This is a genomic window from Paraburkholderia dipogonis (assembly GCF_046027395.1).
GTDB classification, from domain to species: domain Bacteria; phylum Pseudomonadota; class Gammaproteobacteria; order Burkholderiales; family Burkholderiaceae; genus Paraburkholderia; species Paraburkholderia dipogonis_A.
This window is the reverse complement of the sequence record NZ_JAQQEG010000028.1, coordinates 105,760-120,378: the sequence shown is the minus strand read 5'-3', so window position 1 is coordinate 120,378 and position 14,619 is coordinate 105,760. Positions and strand designations below refer to the sequence as shown.

The 14,619-nt window shown below is 63.1% G+C and carries 16 protein-coding genes; 6 read left to right on the top strand and 10 right to left on the bottom strand.

Features of this window, described 5'->3' with window-relative positions; translation table 11 throughout:
* Nucleotides 1-830: sensor histidine kinase (locus tag PQR32_RS27110; RefSeq protein WP_408234109.1), on the top strand; the 830-nt coding region annotated here is incomplete at its 5' end.
* Nucleotides 831-863: 33 nt separating this feature from the next.
* On the opposite strand, the gene PQR32_RS27105 is transcribed toward PQR32_RS27110, so the two are convergent.
* Entirely contained in the window at nt 864-1,523 is a 660-nt protein-coding gene (locus tag PQR32_RS27105) for a M24 family metallopeptidase (RefSeq protein ID WP_408234106.1), read from the bottom strand.
* Between the two features lie 428 nt (nt 1,524-1,951).
* Here PQR32_RS27105 and PQR32_RS27100 point away from each other — a divergent pair, with 428 nt between their 5' ends.
* Nucleotides 1,952-3,118 (top strand): porin, encoded by a 1,167-nt coding sequence (locus PQR32_RS27100; RefSeq protein ID WP_408234103.1) that lies wholly within the window; start codon nt 1,952-1,954, stop codon nt 3,116-3,118.
* Between the two features lie 222 nt (nt 3,119-3,340).
* Here the strand turns inward: PQR32_RS27100 and PQR32_RS27095 are convergent, their stop codons facing one another.
* Both PQR32_RS27095 and PQR32_RS27090 read right to left on the bottom strand, forming a co-directional pair.
* On the bottom strand, nt 3,341-4,222 hold the full coding sequence (locus PQR32_RS27095; protein WP_408234100.1) for a hypothetical protein: 882 nt from the start codon (nt 4,220-4,222) through the stop codon (nt 3,341-3,343).
* On the bottom strand, nt 4,219-4,416 hold the full coding sequence (locus PQR32_RS27090) for a hypothetical protein (RefSeq protein WP_408234097.1): 198 nt from the start codon (nt 4,414-4,416) through the stop codon (nt 4,219-4,221). Before PQR32_RS27090 ends, PQR32_RS27095 begins: the two co-directional genes overlap by 4 nt.
* Nucleotides 4,417-4,602: 186 nt before the next feature.
* On the opposite strand from PQR32_RS27090, the gene PQR32_RS27085 reads away from it, so the two are divergent.
* Nucleotides 4,603-4,923, top strand: a complete 321-nt coding sequence (locus PQR32_RS27085) for a DUF4148 domain-containing protein (protein WP_408234094.1) — start codon at nt 4,603-4,605, stop codon at nt 4,921-4,923.
* 116 nt (nt 4,924-5,039) lie between these two features.
* Here the strand turns inward: PQR32_RS27085 and PQR32_RS27080 are convergent, their stop codons facing one another.
* The 3 genes from PQR32_RS27080 to PQR32_RS27070 form a co-directional block, all read right to left on the bottom strand.
* The gene (locus PQR32_RS27080) at nt 5,040-5,408 is read right to left on the bottom strand and encodes a VOC family protein (protein WP_408234091.1); all 369 of its coding nucleotides are present in this window, start codon (nt 5,406-5,408) and stop codon (nt 5,040-5,042) included.
* Between the two features lie 103 nt (nt 5,409-5,511).
* Entirely contained in the window at nt 5,512-6,480 is a 969-nt protein-coding gene (locus PQR32_RS27075; RefSeq protein ID WP_408234088.1) for a hypothetical protein, read from the bottom strand.
* Nucleotides 6,481-6,674: 194 nt separating this feature from the next.
* Complete coding sequence (locus PQR32_RS27070) at nt 6,675-7,760, bottom strand: alpha/beta fold hydrolase (RefSeq protein ID WP_408234085.1); 1,086 nt, start codon at nt 7,758-7,760, stop codon at nt 6,675-6,677.
* A gap of 325 nt (nt 7,761-8,085) precedes the next feature.
* Here PQR32_RS27070 and PQR32_RS27065 point away from each other — a divergent pair, with 325 nt between their 5' ends.
* The gene (locus PQR32_RS27065) at nt 8,086-8,547 is read left to right on the top strand and encodes a TerB family tellurite resistance protein (RefSeq protein WP_408234082.1); all 462 of its coding nucleotides are present in this window, start codon (nt 8,086-8,088) and stop codon (nt 8,545-8,547) included.
* On the opposite strand, the gene PQR32_RS27060 is transcribed toward PQR32_RS27065, so the two are convergent.
* A complete protein-coding gene (locus tag PQR32_RS27060; protein WP_408234079.1) occupies nt 8,523-9,401 on the bottom strand; it encodes a LysR family transcriptional regulator in 879 nt (292 codons plus the stop codon). The genes PQR32_RS27065 and PQR32_RS27060 overlap by 25 nt on opposite strands.
* Before the next feature lie 120 nt (nt 9,402-9,521).
* Here PQR32_RS27060 and PQR32_RS27055 point away from each other — a divergent pair, with 120 nt between their 5' ends.
* Nucleotides 9,522-10,286, top strand: coding sequence for a TerC family protein (locus tag PQR32_RS27055; RefSeq protein ID WP_408234076.1), 765 nt, complete (start codon nt 9,522-9,524; stop codon nt 10,284-10,286).
* A 72-nt stretch (nt 10,287-10,358) separates the two neighbouring features.
* The gene (locus tag PQR32_RS27050; protein ID WP_408234073.1) at nt 10,359-10,652 is read left to right on the top strand and encodes a TFIIB-type zinc ribbon-containing protein; all 294 of its coding nucleotides are present in this window, start codon (nt 10,359-10,361) and stop codon (nt 10,650-10,652) included.
* A gap of 53 nt (nt 10,653-10,705) precedes the next feature.
* Here PQR32_RS27050 and PQR32_RS27045 read toward each other — a convergent pair whose 3' ends face one another.
* The 3 genes from PQR32_RS27045 to PQR32_RS27035 are packed head-to-tail and all read right to left on the bottom strand — an operon-like array spanning nt 10,706 to nt 14,611.
* A complete protein-coding gene (locus PQR32_RS27045) occupies nt 10,706-11,356 on the bottom strand; it encodes a DUF2894 domain-containing protein (protein WP_408234070.1) in 651 nt (216 codons plus the stop codon).
* The gene (locus tag PQR32_RS27040; RefSeq protein WP_408234067.1) at nt 11,349-11,996 is read right to left on the bottom strand and encodes an OmpA family protein; all 648 of its coding nucleotides are present in this window, start codon (nt 11,994-11,996) and stop codon (nt 11,349-11,351) included. Before PQR32_RS27040 ends, PQR32_RS27045 begins: the two co-directional genes overlap by 8 nt.
* Nucleotides 11,993-14,611, bottom strand: coding sequence for a DUF802 domain-containing protein (locus tag PQR32_RS27035; RefSeq protein ID WP_408234064.1), 2,619 nt, complete (start codon nt 14,609-14,611; stop codon nt 11,993-11,995). Before PQR32_RS27035 ends, PQR32_RS27040 begins: the two co-directional genes overlap by 4 nt.
* Between the last annotated feature and the right edge of the window lie 8 nt (nt 14,612-14,619).

Below are 14,619 nucleotides of genomic sequence, written 5' to 3'. Positions count from 1 at the left end.
CCCAGCCGAGCGTGCCGCGTTCGTCGCCGGCCGGCCGGCGCGCCGAAATTGCCGGGCTCGAAGCGACGTTCGCGCAGATGGCGCACCGCATCGGCGAACAATGGCGCGCGCTGACGCGGCAGGACCAACAGCGCCGCGAGCTGATCGCCAATATTTCGCACGACCTGCGCACGCCGTTGACGTCGCTGCACGGTTACCTCGAGACACTGTCGTTGAAGTCCGACACGCTCGGCGAAACGGAACGCAAACGCTATCTGGCGATCGCGCTCGCGCAAAGCGTCAAGGTGGGCCGGCTCGCGCAGGCTTTGTTCGAACTGGCGAGGCTCGAACACGGTAACGTGCAACCCGCACTCGAACAGTTCTCACTAGTCGATCTGGTACAGGACGTCTTTCAGAAATTCGAATTGCCGGCCGAGGCACGGCACATTCAGTTGCGCGCGAGTATTCCGCCTCGCTTGCCGAACGTCAGCGCGGATCTGGGCATGATCGAGCGCGTGCTGACGAATCTGCTCGACAACGCGATTCGCCATACACCCGCTGAAGGATCGATCGAAGTCGATCTCGCGCATAAGGAGGGCAAGGTGTCGGTCACGATCCGCGACACGGGTCCCGGCATTCCGCCCGAGCAGCGCGAAGGTCTGTTCGAACGTCCATTCAGCTCCGGTGGCGCGCATCGGGGCGGTGGACTGGGATTGCTGATCGTCCAGCGCATGCTGCAATTGCACCATAGCCAGATACGTCTGCTCGACACGGCGGGAACGGGCACGACCTTCTGCTTCGAGTTGCCGACGGCCACCACCCGGTCGAGTGCCGCCGGCGTCCTGATGTGAAAAGGAGCGCCTTACTCCGCTGCGGGTTCAGGCTCAGACCAGCAAGTCTTCATGGAACGCGCCGAATGGCCGGGTCGGATGGGCGATCTGGATTTCCAGAATCCACAGGCCGGCGTCCGGGCAATCGGCGAAATCGCCCAGGTTGCCCGCCTTGTAGATCGCGTGCGGAAAGTCGCTCACGCGGTGACCTTTGATATCCAGATTCAGACGCCAGCCGAGTGCCGCCGCGCGCTGCTCCGCGAAGTCGTATAGCGCTTTTCCGCCAGCACCGGTCGTGCGCCAATGATGTTCCACCTCGTCGAATACGGTTTTCGCGGCATCGGCGCAAGCCTTCATCTCAGCGTCGTTGCCGACTACGAACGTGGCGCCCGCATCGCCTTCGTGACCCTGAAAAACGACGCCGAGGTCGACGAAGAAAATATCGTCGTCCTTGAGCCGCGGGTCGCCTTCCGACTGCTCCTTGAAAACCTTCAACGTGTTTTCGCCGAAGCGCACCAGCACTGGATGCCAGATACGGTCCATGCCCATTTCACTGAGCGCGTGATTGCATTCGGTCTTTGCCTCCGATTCGCGCATGCCGGGCCGTACCCGCTGCGCGAGTTCGTTGACGACTTCCCACGTCTTGCCCTGCGCATATTTCATCGACTCGAGCACGTATTTGCTTCCGACCGCCTGCTTCGCCGCTGCTTCCATCAACTCTCTCCGGTTATATCCACCTGAATATAGCGAGCAGAAAGTCCAGTGTCCACGGCACACGTCACCTTACTGTGTGTCATAAAGACGACAACTACCCACGAATTCGTTTACGAGAAGTTAACAGGCCGATATATTCCGCAAGACATAACGGGACAAGACGGCTCGCTTTTCTCAAAGACACTCGCGCGCCGGACCGATTCGCCGATGCTCCGACGCGTCCGTCACCAGGCGGCGACGATCACGCACAACGTGGTCGTCGTCTCGCCCCCGTTCAATCGCATTCTTCAGACATCGATCCTTCCCTGCGCGGCCTCGTGCGGCTTTGCCGTGGGCGCTCGATCCATGTCTGGTGTCGTTTGCCAACCCGGTTCGCGCCGCGCGCAGCAACGTGCGCCGCGCAGCCACCCTATAAGAAGAAGGAAAGGATGAAAAAGACCCTGCTCGCAACCGCCGTCCTCGGGAGCATCACGCTCAACGCGCATGCACAAAGCAGCGTCACGCTGTACGGCCTGATCGATGCCGGTATCAGCTACGTGAACAACGCCCGCGCCGGCACGGGCCACGACCACCTCGTCAAATACGACGACGGCGTTGCATCGGGCACCCGCTGGGGCCTGCGCGGCACGGAAGATCTGGGCGGTGGCCTGAAGGCGCTGTTCGTATTGGAAGGCGGCTTTAACAGCGGCAACGGTACGCTGGGCCAAGGTGGCGCACTGTTCGGCCGTCAGGCTTATGTCGGTCTGTCGCAGAACAACGTCGGCGCGCTGACGTTTGGCCGCCAGTACTCGTTCTCGACGGACTACCTGGGCGGCACGTATTCGACCGGCAGCCAGACCGTTGCAGGCAACTACGCTTATCACATCAACGACGTCGACCAGTTGACGTCCAGCCGTATCAACAACGCGGTCAAGTTCAGCAGCGCGAACTTCTCGGGCTTCACGTTCGGCGCGTTGTATGGCTTCTCGAACCAGGCAGGCGCTTTTGCCGGCGCACCGGCAACCGGCACGGCCGCGGCACCGGTCGCGGGTTCGTCGCGCGCGTATAGCTTCGGAGCGAACTACGCGAACGGCCCGATCAGCGTCGGCGCTGCGTACACGGACATCCGTTTCCCGAGCCAGGCCGTCCCGACCTTTTCGACCACCCTTGCCAACGTGACGACGGGCAACGTGCGCGACCTGCGCACGTACGGCGTCGGCGGCCGTTATACGATCGGCGCGGCCACACTGTGGGCGCTCTACACCAATACGCGTTTCGAAACGCTGACGGGTGCGGCGACCACGTTCACGGCTTACGATGCAGGCGCGAAATACGCGTTCACCGCGGCCTTGACGGTCGGCGCGGGCTATACCTACATGCATTTGAGCAACGCGAACACGGGTCACTGGAATCAGGGTGACCTGAGTGTCGACTACGCGCTGAGCAAGCGTACGGACGTCTACGCACTGGGTATCTACCAGATCGCTTCGGGCCACAACACGGCAACGGGCGATGTGCAGGCGCAGATCGGTTCGAGCACGAGCTTCTTCGGACCGTCGGGTCCGGGCGCGGACAACCAGCTGGCATTCCGCGTCGGCATTCGCCATCGCTTCTGATGCATACGCTCCTCGCCGCAGCGAGGTGCGCTGTTAGGTGAGCGGTATCTCCCCGCTCACCAACCGACGAGCTTCAGTGTCTGCACTTCTCTTTGTGCTGCACACTGAAGCTCGTCGGCGTATCCGGGGTCGTGAATGACGCGCTTTTTCACCGCCGCGCGCTCACCCGAACCAACAGTCGGCGTCGTCGTAGCCGGGACGGCCTTTCATGAACTTCGAGAATCAGACGCTGATCGTCGCCTTCCTTAGCCGCCGACGTTCCAGCCAGTTGCGTAACTGACCCGCCACGAATGCGCCGATCAACAACGACAGATACAGCATCAGGATGTTGTGGCGCCATGCATCGAGCGCGGGTTGATGCGTGACCAGCTTCGGGTCAGCCTGCAGTGGCCCGACGCAAAGTGCCAGGACCGCCTGCTTCATTCGAACAAAACCCGCGGCGGACAGCATAGGCAACAGAACGAGCACCGCAATCAGAAAGGGTTTCGCGCGCCGCGCCGCCGCACGATGACGCATACGCAGCCACAGTCCCAGACAACCATGCACCCAGCCCGGCGCAAGCAGTGCAAGCTGCAAACCTTGCGTGCCGCTGGTAATGAGTGATATCACGATGCGCTCGTAGTTCGGTTCGAAACCGTACAGCGACGAAGCAAGCCGGGTGGACACCACATGGCGGATCAGCAACAGAGGCAGACTCAGTCCCGCCCAAAGCCGAACCCATTCAGTGAGCGGCAGCTTCCAGTGACGGCGCCCATAGATCGTTCGCAGCGCCAGTGAAAAATGCAATAACGACGCGCCATAAAGAAGCACCGTTCCCGGCGCACTGCGCCACACCCGCAGCGCCAGCACAAGACCGCGCCCCGCAAGATCCAACGACCAGATCCCGAGTGCGTGATTGACCAGGTGGAGGGAGAGATAGACCAGCAGAACCACGCCGGACACGAGTTGACAGCGGCGCAGAAAAGTATGGACGGTCGATTCCCTCACAACGCGAGCAGACAAACTCAGTGGCCGCCGAAAAGGCGCTAGCGGCGCGCGCCCCGCGGCTCGCAGCATGTCGCCCGGAAATAGTGGCTTCCAGGTCGCAATACGCGTTCGATTCATTTCGACCCCCACGCGAGAGGCCGTTCGTGCCGATTGCCACCCGTTTTTTGATTCACCGGCGTCTGGCGAATAGCGTCGGCAAATTTCTGCAGCGCTGACAGCGACCCGCACACGCTGTGGTATTCCTCCCGACCGATCCGGGCGTCGAGAATAACCGCCATTCCTGACTGACGGGCCATGTCGATGATGTCCATTTGATCACCCCCAATTCGTGTCTTCACGCACTGCAAGACGCCAAATCCGAGCTGGTTATTCCCGCGCTTCTTTCCACGCGCTGCCGGGAATAAGAAATCCACTCCGCTGGTTTACCGGTTCAGAGCGTGCTGATGCCGACTCGCGTCGAGTTCGAACATTGCGCTCGCACATCGAGGAGTACTGACATGAAACTGACCTCTCTGAACCGTCTCACGGTCCGCGCTGTAGCCGGCGCACTCGTCGCAAGTGCCGCCCTTCTGGCGACGGCGAGCGGTGCCTATGCGCAAACCTCGGCGTCACCCGGCACGCATCAAGTCACGCGCGCAGAAGTTCGCCATGAACTCGAGGAGTTGGAAGCCGCCGGCTACGACCCGTCTCGCGGCGACGAAAGCGACTATCCCGCCGATATTCAGGAAGCGGAAAGAAAAGTAGCCGCCATGCACGCAGCCCAGCAGAGCGCGCTCAACGAAAACCAGCCGGCAATGCAAAACATGCCCATGCATTGATGGCGCTCCGGTGTGTGTGAACCTGTGGACAGCGGGTTCTCCTTTTGAGCGTCGGTCTTCTTCGGATCGACGCTCCTTTTTTTCCCGCATCGAGCTCACCGCACGCGGGCGTTCGTCTAGCGGCCGGAAGCGAAACCGCGGCTGGAGATCGAGATGGAATTGCCGTCGGGGTCCTTGGCATTGGCAAATGTGTAGCCGTCCGCCCGATGCGTTGCGCCGAATTGCAGGCCGTCCTTCGCGCACTGCTCCTTGAACGCCTCGACGTCCCGAATATCGAAAACGAGTTTAACGGTCACTTGTCCGGACTTCACCGCCTTCCCCGCCTGATGAACCATGATGATGGCGCCGCCGTGCGGCGACACCAGTTCGACGACGCGGTCATCTGGGTCGACTTGGCAGGCGAATCCGAAGTGTCGTTCATAGAACGCGCAGGTCTTTGCGACGTCTTTTACATACAGCAAGATCCGGTTCAAAGTGGGGTGCATTGAATTCTCGATTGTTTTTATAACGGTGACTCGCAGTAAGCCTTGATCGTCACGGGCTCAATGCTATCGTCAAACTGTTGCAGCCTTACTGCGTCAATCGTCATCACATCTGATTCAGCATCACACTGTTCAATGTACGCCGCACGATCGGCGCGAGCGACGCGCCCAGCCGCTCGCCCTGACGTTCGTCGATCAGGCTCGTCAAAAGCTTGGAAAAACGCGGCTCTTCAACTCCCGATACGATGTATTGCCAGCGATACGCATCCAGCATCCCGGCTTTCACGCGCGCCTGTTCGTGATCCGTGAACGTGCGCCCGGCATTGGCGAGAAAGTACTCCGCGTCGGCTTCGGTCTGCAATTGCAGCAAACCGTCCAGCGCGCCGATCAATTCGATCAGGTCGCCAATCGCAGCATCACGCGCCGTGGCATCGAGTTTCGTGTCGTCGCGCACCCATTCGAGTTCGTCGATGATCGCGTGCTGCGACTCTTCCTTCCAGTGAAACAGGAAAACGTCTTTAAACAGCGGCGACAGACTGTCGTCGACCTCCATGCTCTGACGGTAATGCACTTGCGTCACGATCTCGATGCAGCAGGTCAGCGCGAGAATGGCCCACGTCGATTTGCCGAGAACGAAGTTCGCGACGTCGTCGGTCGGCGGCAGAAAACGGTAACCCGCCGGCATGTCTTCACCGGCCACTATCTCGATGCGGCGGAACAGTTCCTGATGCTTCAGTTCTTCTTCGGTGAAACGCATCACGGCTTCGAGCGCGATCTGGTCACCTAGCGCGTGATCGCGGCCCACTTCGAGCATCTTCGCGCCGACAAAACGCTCGACCAGTCGGAACATGTTCGCATAAGTGCGCCCCTGCACCTGCGACATCAACCGGCGTTCGCCCGTGTTCAGGAACGGCAGCCGGTCGACTTCCGTGAGACCGTCGGGCAGGAACTTGTGCGAGAGATCGAAGCGGCGTCCGCGAATCACGTCGCGGTCGATATCCCAGCGGATACGCCGGGACACTTCAATACATTTCGCGTAACGCTGGGACGGCAACTCAGCCTGGATAGCATTCATGGCACTACTCCTCGATGGAAAAGGGATTCGAGCGGCGCGGCGAGATTTCGCATGGGTCACCGTCTGAATCGAATGTTCCGTATCGGGGTCGTAGCGCACATGAGGCGGTGGTCCCGGCGCACCGCCGGGATAGTGTGGATTCGTGCGGTGCGAGGGGGACTTACGTCCCGGATCGCCGGGCAGGCCCGATATCGTCACGCGGCGGACGAATCGAAACCCGCCTTGCGGGCGAGCACGATGGCCTGCGAACGGTTCTCCACTTCGAGCTTCGCAAAGATGCTCGTGATGTGATTGCGCACGGTCTTTTCGCTGAGCGCGAGCCGCGCGGCAATCTGGGCGTTATCGCGTCCGCCCGCAATCAGCTCGACAATGTCGCGCTCACGCGGCGTCAGCGTGGCGAACACGGGGTCGATGCCGACGTCGGCGGAAAGGAAGTTTCTGATTTCTTCGCGCCAGCGCAGCCACGCGGGCTCCGTGTCGAGCAATAGATGATTTTCGCTTTCGAGCGGCACGAAACGCGCATCCGGAATCTGCCCCGCGAGCAGGCGGCTTTCTTCGAAGGGCACGCGGGCATCGCCGCTCGCGTGCAGCACCAGCGTCGGGCACGTGACCTGTTCGAGCAGATCGACGACATCGATCTCGTTGAAGACCCGCATGATCCGCGCGGCGTTGCGCGGCGTGGTGGTCATGCGCTCGAGTTCGTTGAACCAACGGTGCTGCTCGGGCGTGCCACCAGGGATGAACTGCGTCGTGAAGAATTGACGGAACGCCGGATTCTGCTGCCCCCAGCCGAGTTCGGCGAGCTTGACGAGTGTTTCGGCCTCGTCTCGCATCGCGTCGCCGCCCTGCCGCTTGAGCTTGCCGCGCGCATAGCCGCCGTAGAGTATCAGTTGCTTCACGCGCTCCGGATGCGCGACCGCGTAAGCGACGGAAATCGACGCGCCCTGCGATATGCCCAGCAATGTAAAGCGTTCGACGCCGCTCGCGTCGATCACGGCCTCGAGATCATGCAGCCAGGCTTCGAACGAAATCTCCGCTACGTCGCGATCAGACAAGCCGCAGCCGCGCTGGTCGTAGCGCACGAGCGTGTGCTTGCGGCTCAGCTCCTCGACCAGATGACTCCACACAGGACTCTTCAGATCGAGTTCGAGATGGCTCAGCCAGTTTGCAGCCTTGACGATCACCGGACCGGTGCCCGAGCTCGCATACGCGATGCGTACGCCGTCGCTGCTGGTACAGAAACGTATCTGCTGCCGGAGGCGGGGCGGACTAGCGGACATGAGACGCGCAATCTGGTTGTGGAGCCTGCGAGGCCGTGATTTGTCGGAGGAAAGAGACTTTCCCGCGACCCGCGCGGGATGACGTGATGAGCAGCTTTCAACATAGAAAGCCGTCACGATGTAATCAAACGCTGCAAACGTTCGAGCGCGGACGCGGGACGTGCCGTGGCACTCACGCAGTGCTACAAACTAGCCGCCGGCATCGCCGCGCCGAGCTTCGTCTTTTCCGAACCTTCGCTTCGCAATTAGCAGGTTTATCCGATCCTGAACGTACCGCAGACTGGAACTCATCTTCACTACGGACATCGTCCACGCAAGGAAAATCATGCGAACCTATCCGCGTAACAGCCCGCAAGCCGCAGCACGCATCGTCGCGCTGGCCCTCACTTCGGACGGTCACGTGTGCAGTTCGGAAGAGCGCGTGCTGCAGCGATTGAATATCGCCGGCGAACTCGGTCTCGCGCCCACGCAATTCGAGCAGATCGTGCAAACGCTGTGCGAGGACCATTCGGTCGCGCATCCGTCGTTCGCGCCGCCGGTGGGTCGTCTCGATCCGGCCATGCTCACCACCTTGATCGACGAGATCGACGATCCTGCGTTGCGCCGCAAGGTCATCCGCCTATGTGTCGCCGTGGCGGTCGCGGACGACTATCTGGCGGACGGCGAAATCGCCCTGCTGGCCGCCATGCTGAACGCGTGGGGGCCGAATCTGACGCCGGCCGCCAACCGTCACGGGCTGCCGTCGCGCGTCATGCGCGGTTATCAACGCGCGCCGGCCACCACCTGAGAGGCGAGCCCATGATGTTGGCCGCGACGCGAGCGGATGGCGTGAATCTCCTCGATCACGCCATCCGCACGGCCGAGCCAGCGCAGGCCCCGCAACAGCGACAGGTCCTCCGCGCCGAGTTCCGCGAGCGGAAACACGCCGAGACCGCGCGCGGCGAACACCGCCATCAGCGCGCTGTCCTCGAATTCGCCGACGATGCGCGGCCGGATGCCCTGTGCGTCGAACCACCGGTCGAGCCGCGCGCGCAAGGTGGCGTGGCGGGTCGGCAGAAGCACGGGCACGTCCGCGAGGCATTGCGGAAAGCCCGCGCGCGCGGATTTGCGCACGATTTCCGTCGGGCCGTACCAGTCGACCGGCGAACCGGCAAGGCGCTGGCTCAACACACGCAGATCAGCATTGTGCGGCGCCGGCTGGCAAGCGAGCACCAGATCGAGCCGATGCAGCGCGAGCTCCGAGATCAACTCGGCGTGCTCGCCCTCATGACATAAGAGCCTGAGCGACGGCGTACCAAGCACCGGCGCCAGCAGCGCGTGCGCCGCGAGCTTTGAAATGCCGTCGGAAAGACCGACGGCGAGCCGCGCCACACCTTCCCCGCCGGCCTCGCGCATCTCGTCGAGGAGCGCCTCGCCGAGCTGAAAAATCTGCTCCGCGCGATTGAACGCCGTCTCGCCGGCTTCCGTCATCGTGACGCCGCGCCCCGCCGGTTTCAGCAATTGGCGCCCGATCGATTTCTCCAGTTCCCGCACCTGCGCGCTGATGGTCTGAACCGCCATGTCGAGCCGCTCGGCCGCGCGCGCAAAGCCGCCCTCTTTCACAACGATCCAGAAATAGTACAGATGACGGTAATTGAGCATGACGTGACACTTCGAAAAAAACGATACGTCGCTCAGAGTATCACTGATTTATCCGAATCAAGGAGAAGGCGATCATGGCGTTAATCCGACATCACCCGCATTCATTCGCCCACGGACACCATGGATCCTCTGCTCACACTCGTTGCCGACCCCGCCGCCTGGGCCGCGCTGCTCACGCTGGTCGTGATGGAAATCGTGCTCGGCATCGACAACCTGATTTTCATTTCGATCCTCAGCAACAAGCTGCCGGAAGCGCAACGTGCGCGCACGCAGCGCATCGGCATCATGCTCGCGCTCGTCATGCGGCTCGGCCTGCTCGGCACGGTTGCGTGGATCGCGCAGTTGACCGCGCCTGCCATCACGCTGTTCGGCCACGCGTTTTCGTGGCGCGACCTGATTCTGCTCGGCGGTGGACTGTTCCTCGTCTGGAAGGCCACGCGTGAGATTCACCATCACGTGGTCCATGCGGAAGAGGAACGCAGCAAGGCGGGCAGCACCGTCCAGTTGACCGTGGCGGCCGCGATTGGCCAGATCCTGGTGCTCGATATGGTGTTCTCGGTCGACAGCATCATCACGGCGGTCGGCATGACCGAACACATGCCGATCATGTTCATCGCGGTGATCAGCGCGGTCCTGGCAATGCTGTTCGCAGCGCGCCCGCTGTCACGCTTTATCGACCGCAATCCGACCATCGTCACGCTCGCGCTCAGCTTTCTGCTCGTGATCGGCATGACGCTGATTGCGGAAGGTTTCGGCTCACACGTGCCTAAGGCCTACATCTACGTGGCGATGGCGTTCTCCGCCTTCGTCGAGGCGATGAACATGTTGGTGCGGCGCGCGAAATCGAAGCGCACTCAGCATCGGGCCGTGATCGATAGCGTGTGATGGTTTGTTTCCGGATCGGGCGGCACGCCCGGTCCAGCATTCGATGTCTTTCTACTCTTGAGGAGCGACACTATGAAATGCCCCGTTTGCAAGACCACCGACCTGCTGATGACCGAGCGCCGCTCGATCGAAGTCGACTACTGCCCGGACTGCCGGGGTGTGTGGCTCGATCGAGGGGAACTCGACAAGCTGATTGCGCAGGACGCCGCGGGTACCGACGCACCGCCCGCGCCGCGTGCGAGCCGCGATAGCCATCGGGAGCGGGATCATTCGTACGATAGCCACCGTGGCTACGACGATCGTCGAACGGACTATCGGACGCAGAAGAAAAAGCGCTCGATTTTCGACGTATTCGATTTCGACTGAGCGCCGTCAGCCATGAGGGAAGAAGCGCCGGGAACGTTCCGGCGCAAATCGCACTAGCGTGCTTTGCCGCGAACGCTCTTGCTGGCGTTGCCGGCGCGAGGCGCGTCTTTACCGGTGGGCGCGGCGCCGCCGTTTAGCTGCTCCATCCACGACAAGGCGTCGACGTAGGACAGAAACTGTTTGAGGTAGCCCGGCGAAACTTCGCGCATGAGCGAGAGCGCCCGGTGCACGAGGCTGCTCGAGTTGAGCGGGCCGGCGTTTCCAGGCACCTGCTCCAGCGACTGCCGCATCTGCTTCTCCGTGCGGACCTTCGACCAGACTTCCCTGAAGTAATCGAGCGCGGGCAGTTCGGGATAGGAAGCGGCGCGTGGCAAACCGGTCGCCGCGGCCACATGGTCCTGACTCGCGATGTAGTCGACAAGGCTCTTCAGCGTTGCATGCGCGGGCTCGTTCGCAGCGCGGACACCGGCGTCGTGGGCCGGAGATGCCGCGCGTTCGATATGCCCGGCATACGCGTCCAGCAGACCGGCTAGCCTCTCGTCCAGAATCCGCCGCGCTTCGCCGCTATGGCTGGCCGCGCGCCGCTCGAGCGCCTCGATGAAATGGAAGCGAACAGGATCCAGGCGATCGGCGCCGCGCTCGCGCCACGCGTCGAGCGTCGCACGGGCTCCGCTTGCCGGATCGTTATCACCGCCGTTACTCACGAGGCTTCACCGTTGCAGTCGATGGCCGCGGCACCGGCGCTATTTCCACGCGACGGTTTTTGGCGCGTCCCTGCTCGTCGGCATTCGAACTCACGGGTTGCCCTGAACCGAACGCAGCCGCAAACAGCGACGACGCGGGCACGCCGTCGTCGATCAGCGCGCGCGTCACCGTCAACGCGCGCTGCGCCGACAATTCCCAGTTGTCGGCGAAACGGCGATTGCCTTCGCGCAGGCGTTGGTCGTCGGTAAAGCCGCTCACCATCAGGATTTCGTCATTGGCGCCGAGATACGCGGACAGCGGCCCGGCCAGACTCCTCAGCAGATCCCGGCCTTGCGGCTGCAACTGATCCGAGTTCAACGCGAACAGCACATTGCCGCTGATGCCGATGCGCCCATTCACCAGCGTCACGCGCCCGGCCGCGAGCGGGCCCGCGAGCGCCTGCTCGAGCGTCTTGCGGCGCTGCGTTTCCAGTTGACGCTGCTTGACCTCCTGCTCCAGCTTGCTCGACAGCTCCAGTTGCACGCCGATCACGCCCACGAGGATCAGCACGAAGGCGCCCAGCAGCACCGACATCAGGTCGCCGAAAACCGGCCAGATCGGCGCGACCTGCTCCACGCCGCCGTCGATGTCCTCGCTCATGCCGCTTCAGCTCCCGCTGACGCGCGCCGGCCGGCGAGCTGCTGCAGGTCTTCGACGATCTGCTTCTGCGACATCACGCTCAGGTCGATGACTTCCCGCGCCTGCGCGACGTAGTACGCAAGCTGTTCGTCGCTGCGCGCGAGGGATTTGTCGAGCGCGGTTTCGATACGCTGCAGATGCGTCACCAGCTTGTCGTTCGACTCGCCGAACACTTGTACGGCGGCGCCGAACGCTTCGCCGAGACTCGCCACTTCGACGGCGCTGCCCGTGACTTGCGCGGCGACCGAGCCCAGCTTGCCGGTCTCGAGTTCGATCTTGTCGGTGAAGCGCGTGCCCACGCGCTCCAGCAAATCCGCCGACGTGGCAACGAGCGCATCGACCGCCGTGCGCTGCTCGGTGGATGCGTGATTGACGGCGTCGAGCAGGGTTTCCAGCGTTTCCAGCAGGCGGCTGCGCTCCTGCAGCATCGCGGTGTCGCGGACCATGCTGTCGGAGAGTTTCTGGCGCAGTTCGGCGACGACTTCGGCCGCGGCCTTGGGCGCTTCCGAGGCCGCTTGCACGAGTTGGCCGATCTCGGCGATCGTGTCGCTGGCGTGGGCCTGCGTCTGGGCCGAGATGTCGCGCGCGGTTTGCGCCAGCGTCTCGCAGATTTCCTGCTGACGGCTGGCGGTGCGTGCGCCCGCTTGTTCCCACTCCTGGCTCAACGTCGTGGCCATCGCGCCGAGCGCTTCGGTCCAGGCTGCCAGACGCTGCTGATCCCGCGAGGCCAATTCCGCCTGCAGGTTCGCCGCGGCCCTCGGCGCTTCCGCCGCGGCCTGCACGAGCCGCTCGATTTCGGCAATCGTGTTGCTGGCGTGCGCCTGCGTTTGGGCCGAAATATCACGCGCCGTTTGCGCCAGCGTCTCGCAGATTTCCTGCTGACGGCTCGCGGTTTGCGCGCCCGACTGCTCCCACTCCTTGCTCAACGTCGCTGCCATCGTGCCGAGCGTCTCGGTCCAGGCTGCCAACCGCTGCTGATCCCGCGAGGCCAATTCGGCCTGCAGATTCGCCGCGGCCTTCGGCGCTTCCGCCGCAGCCTCGACCAGCCGGTCGATTTCGGCAATCGTGTTGCGGGCGTGCGCCTGCGTTTGAGCCGAAATATCACGCGCCGTTTGCGCCAGCGTCTCGCAGATTTCCTGCTGACGGCTCGCGGTTTGCGCGCCCGACTGCTCCCACTCCTTGCTCAACGTCGTCGCCATCGCACCAAGCGCTTCGGTCCAAACCGCGAGCCGCTGTTCATCCTTCGAAGCCAGCGCGGTCTGCAAGTCCGCGTGCGACTGTCCGACGCCGCGCAGCAGGGACGCCGCGTGCTGCTCGAAAGTCGCGGCGGCCGCCGCCATTGCCTGCTGGTTGCTCGCCGCGAGCTTCTCGCCGACGCTCTCCTGACGCGACAGCGCTTCGTTCCAGGCCTGCGAGACGTTACCCGCCGTGCTGTCCAGCCGCGCGGAAACGCCATCCAGCAGACCGGCCGAGCGTTGCTCGAACGTGTCGGTGAAGCGATCCAGTGCGGCGCGCAGATGCTGCGCCAGTTCCTCGCTCGAACGCTGATGTCCCGCCAATGCCTTGTTCCAGATATCCGCGACGGTCGTCGTGCTCGTCTCGAAGCCGCTCGTCAGCCCGTCCAGTTGCCGCTGCACGGCGTGCGTGACGGTGTCGTGCAAGGCCGTCGTCTCGCGCGCGAGGCCGGCCATCGTGGCTTCCATGACCGGCTGCAGCGCCGCGCCGGCGGCGCGCGTGCTGTCCGCCACGCTCTCCTTCAACGACTGCTCGACCGAACTGGCGAGGCGCGCATAAGCGGCCTCGGCCCTGCCGTGGAAGGCCTCCTGGCTGGCGATCTGCCGCTCGTTCAACGCAAGGCTTTGTTGCTCGATGGCTGACATCATCGTCTGCAGCCGGTCGACCAGCGTGGGCATCACTTCAGCCTGACGTTGCAAAAGCCTGAAGGCCTCTTCGCGCTGATGGCTCTGCGAGTAGATGCGCAGGGTCGTCGCGATCTTCACGTCGAGCATCTGCGCTGCCTGCAGGCGCTCGCGCCGGCACAGCGCGGACAGCAGCCCCAGCATCGCGGAAGTCGCCACGCCCGCAATCGAGGTGCCAAACGCAAAGCCCAAGCCCTTGACCGGCGCGGCGAGCGAAGCGCGGATCGCCTGCAGGTCGGTCGCGCTTTCCAGCGCCATGCCGGTGCCGCGCAAGGTCACCACCATGCCGAGCAGCGTGCCGAGCATGCCTAGCAGCACCAGCAAGCCGACCAGGTAAGGCGTCAGCGCCGGACCCGGCAAGGCCACCCGCTCGCCCTCGACGCGCAGGCGCGCCGCGTTGCGCAAGCTCGGATGCAAAGGTTCGAGCCATGCGCCGAGGCTCGGCGGCGGCCCGGACAGCCCGGCGACCGCGTGCGTCAGCGTGGCCGTGGCCTCGTTGTAGCGGTGCAATTCGAGCGCGCCCGCCAGATAGCACACGCCGATCAATAAGGTGACGGCCAGCGCCAGCGGGTTCGAACCGAGGTAGCCGGCGGCGATCCAGCACACAGCGGCCAGACCGGCCAAAAACACAACGAGATCAATACGATATCTGGACATAGTGTCCC

Bases quoted from the DNA above. Each gene is read 5' to 3' on its own strand.
- PQR32_RS27040 (WP_408234067.1), bottom strand. From the start codon at position 11,996: ATGAGCGAGGACATCGACGGCGGCGTGGAGCAGGTCGCGCCGATCTGG.
- PQR32_RS27065 (WP_408234082.1), top strand. From the start codon at position 8,086: ATGCGAACCTATCCGCGTAACAGCCCGCAAGCCGCAGCACGCATCGTC.
- PQR32_RS27105 (WP_408234106.1), bottom strand. From the start codon at position 1,523: ATGGAAGCAGCGGCGAAGCAGGCGGTCGGAAGCAAATACGTGCTCGAG.
- PQR32_RS27035 (WP_408234064.1), bottom strand. From the start codon at position 14,611: ATGTCCAGATATCGTATTGATCTCGTTGTGTTTTTGGCCGGTCTGGCC.
- PQR32_RS27085 (WP_408234094.1), top strand. From the start codon at position 4,603: ATGAAACTGACCTCTCTGAACCGTCTCACGGTCCGCGCTGTAGCCGGC.
- PQR32_RS27090 (WP_408234097.1), bottom strand. From the start codon at position 4,416: ATGGACATCATCGACATGGCCCGTCAGTCAGGAATGGCGGTTATTCTC.
- PQR32_RS27060 (WP_408234079.1), bottom strand. From the start codon at position 9,401: ATGCTCAATTACCGTCATCTGTACTATTTCTGGATCGTTGTGAAAGAG.
- PQR32_RS27075 (WP_408234088.1), bottom strand. From the start codon at position 6,480: ATGAATGCTATCCAGGCTGAGTTGCCGTCCCAGCGTTACGCGAAATGT.
- PQR32_RS27070 (WP_408234085.1), bottom strand. From the start codon at position 7,760: ATGTCCGCTAGTCCGCCCCGCCTCCGGCAGCAGATACGTTTCTGTACC.
- PQR32_RS27050 (WP_408234073.1), top strand. From the start codon at position 10,359: ATGAAATGCCCCGTTTGCAAGACCACCGACCTGCTGATGACCGAGCGC.
- PQR32_RS27095 (WP_408234100.1), bottom strand. From the start codon at position 4,222: ATGAATCGAACGCGTATTGCGACCTGGAAGCCACTATTTCCGGGCGAC.
- PQR32_RS27100 (WP_408234103.1), top strand. From the start codon at position 1,952: ATGAAAAAGACCCTGCTCGCAACCGCCGTCCTCGGGAGCATCACGCTC.
- PQR32_RS27055 (WP_408234076.1), top strand. From the start codon at position 9,522: ATGGATCCTCTGCTCACACTCGTTGCCGACCCCGCCGCCTGGGCCGCG.
- PQR32_RS27080 (WP_408234091.1), bottom strand. From the start codon at position 5,408: ATGCACCCCACTTTGAACCGGATCTTGCTGTATGTAAAAGACGTCGCA.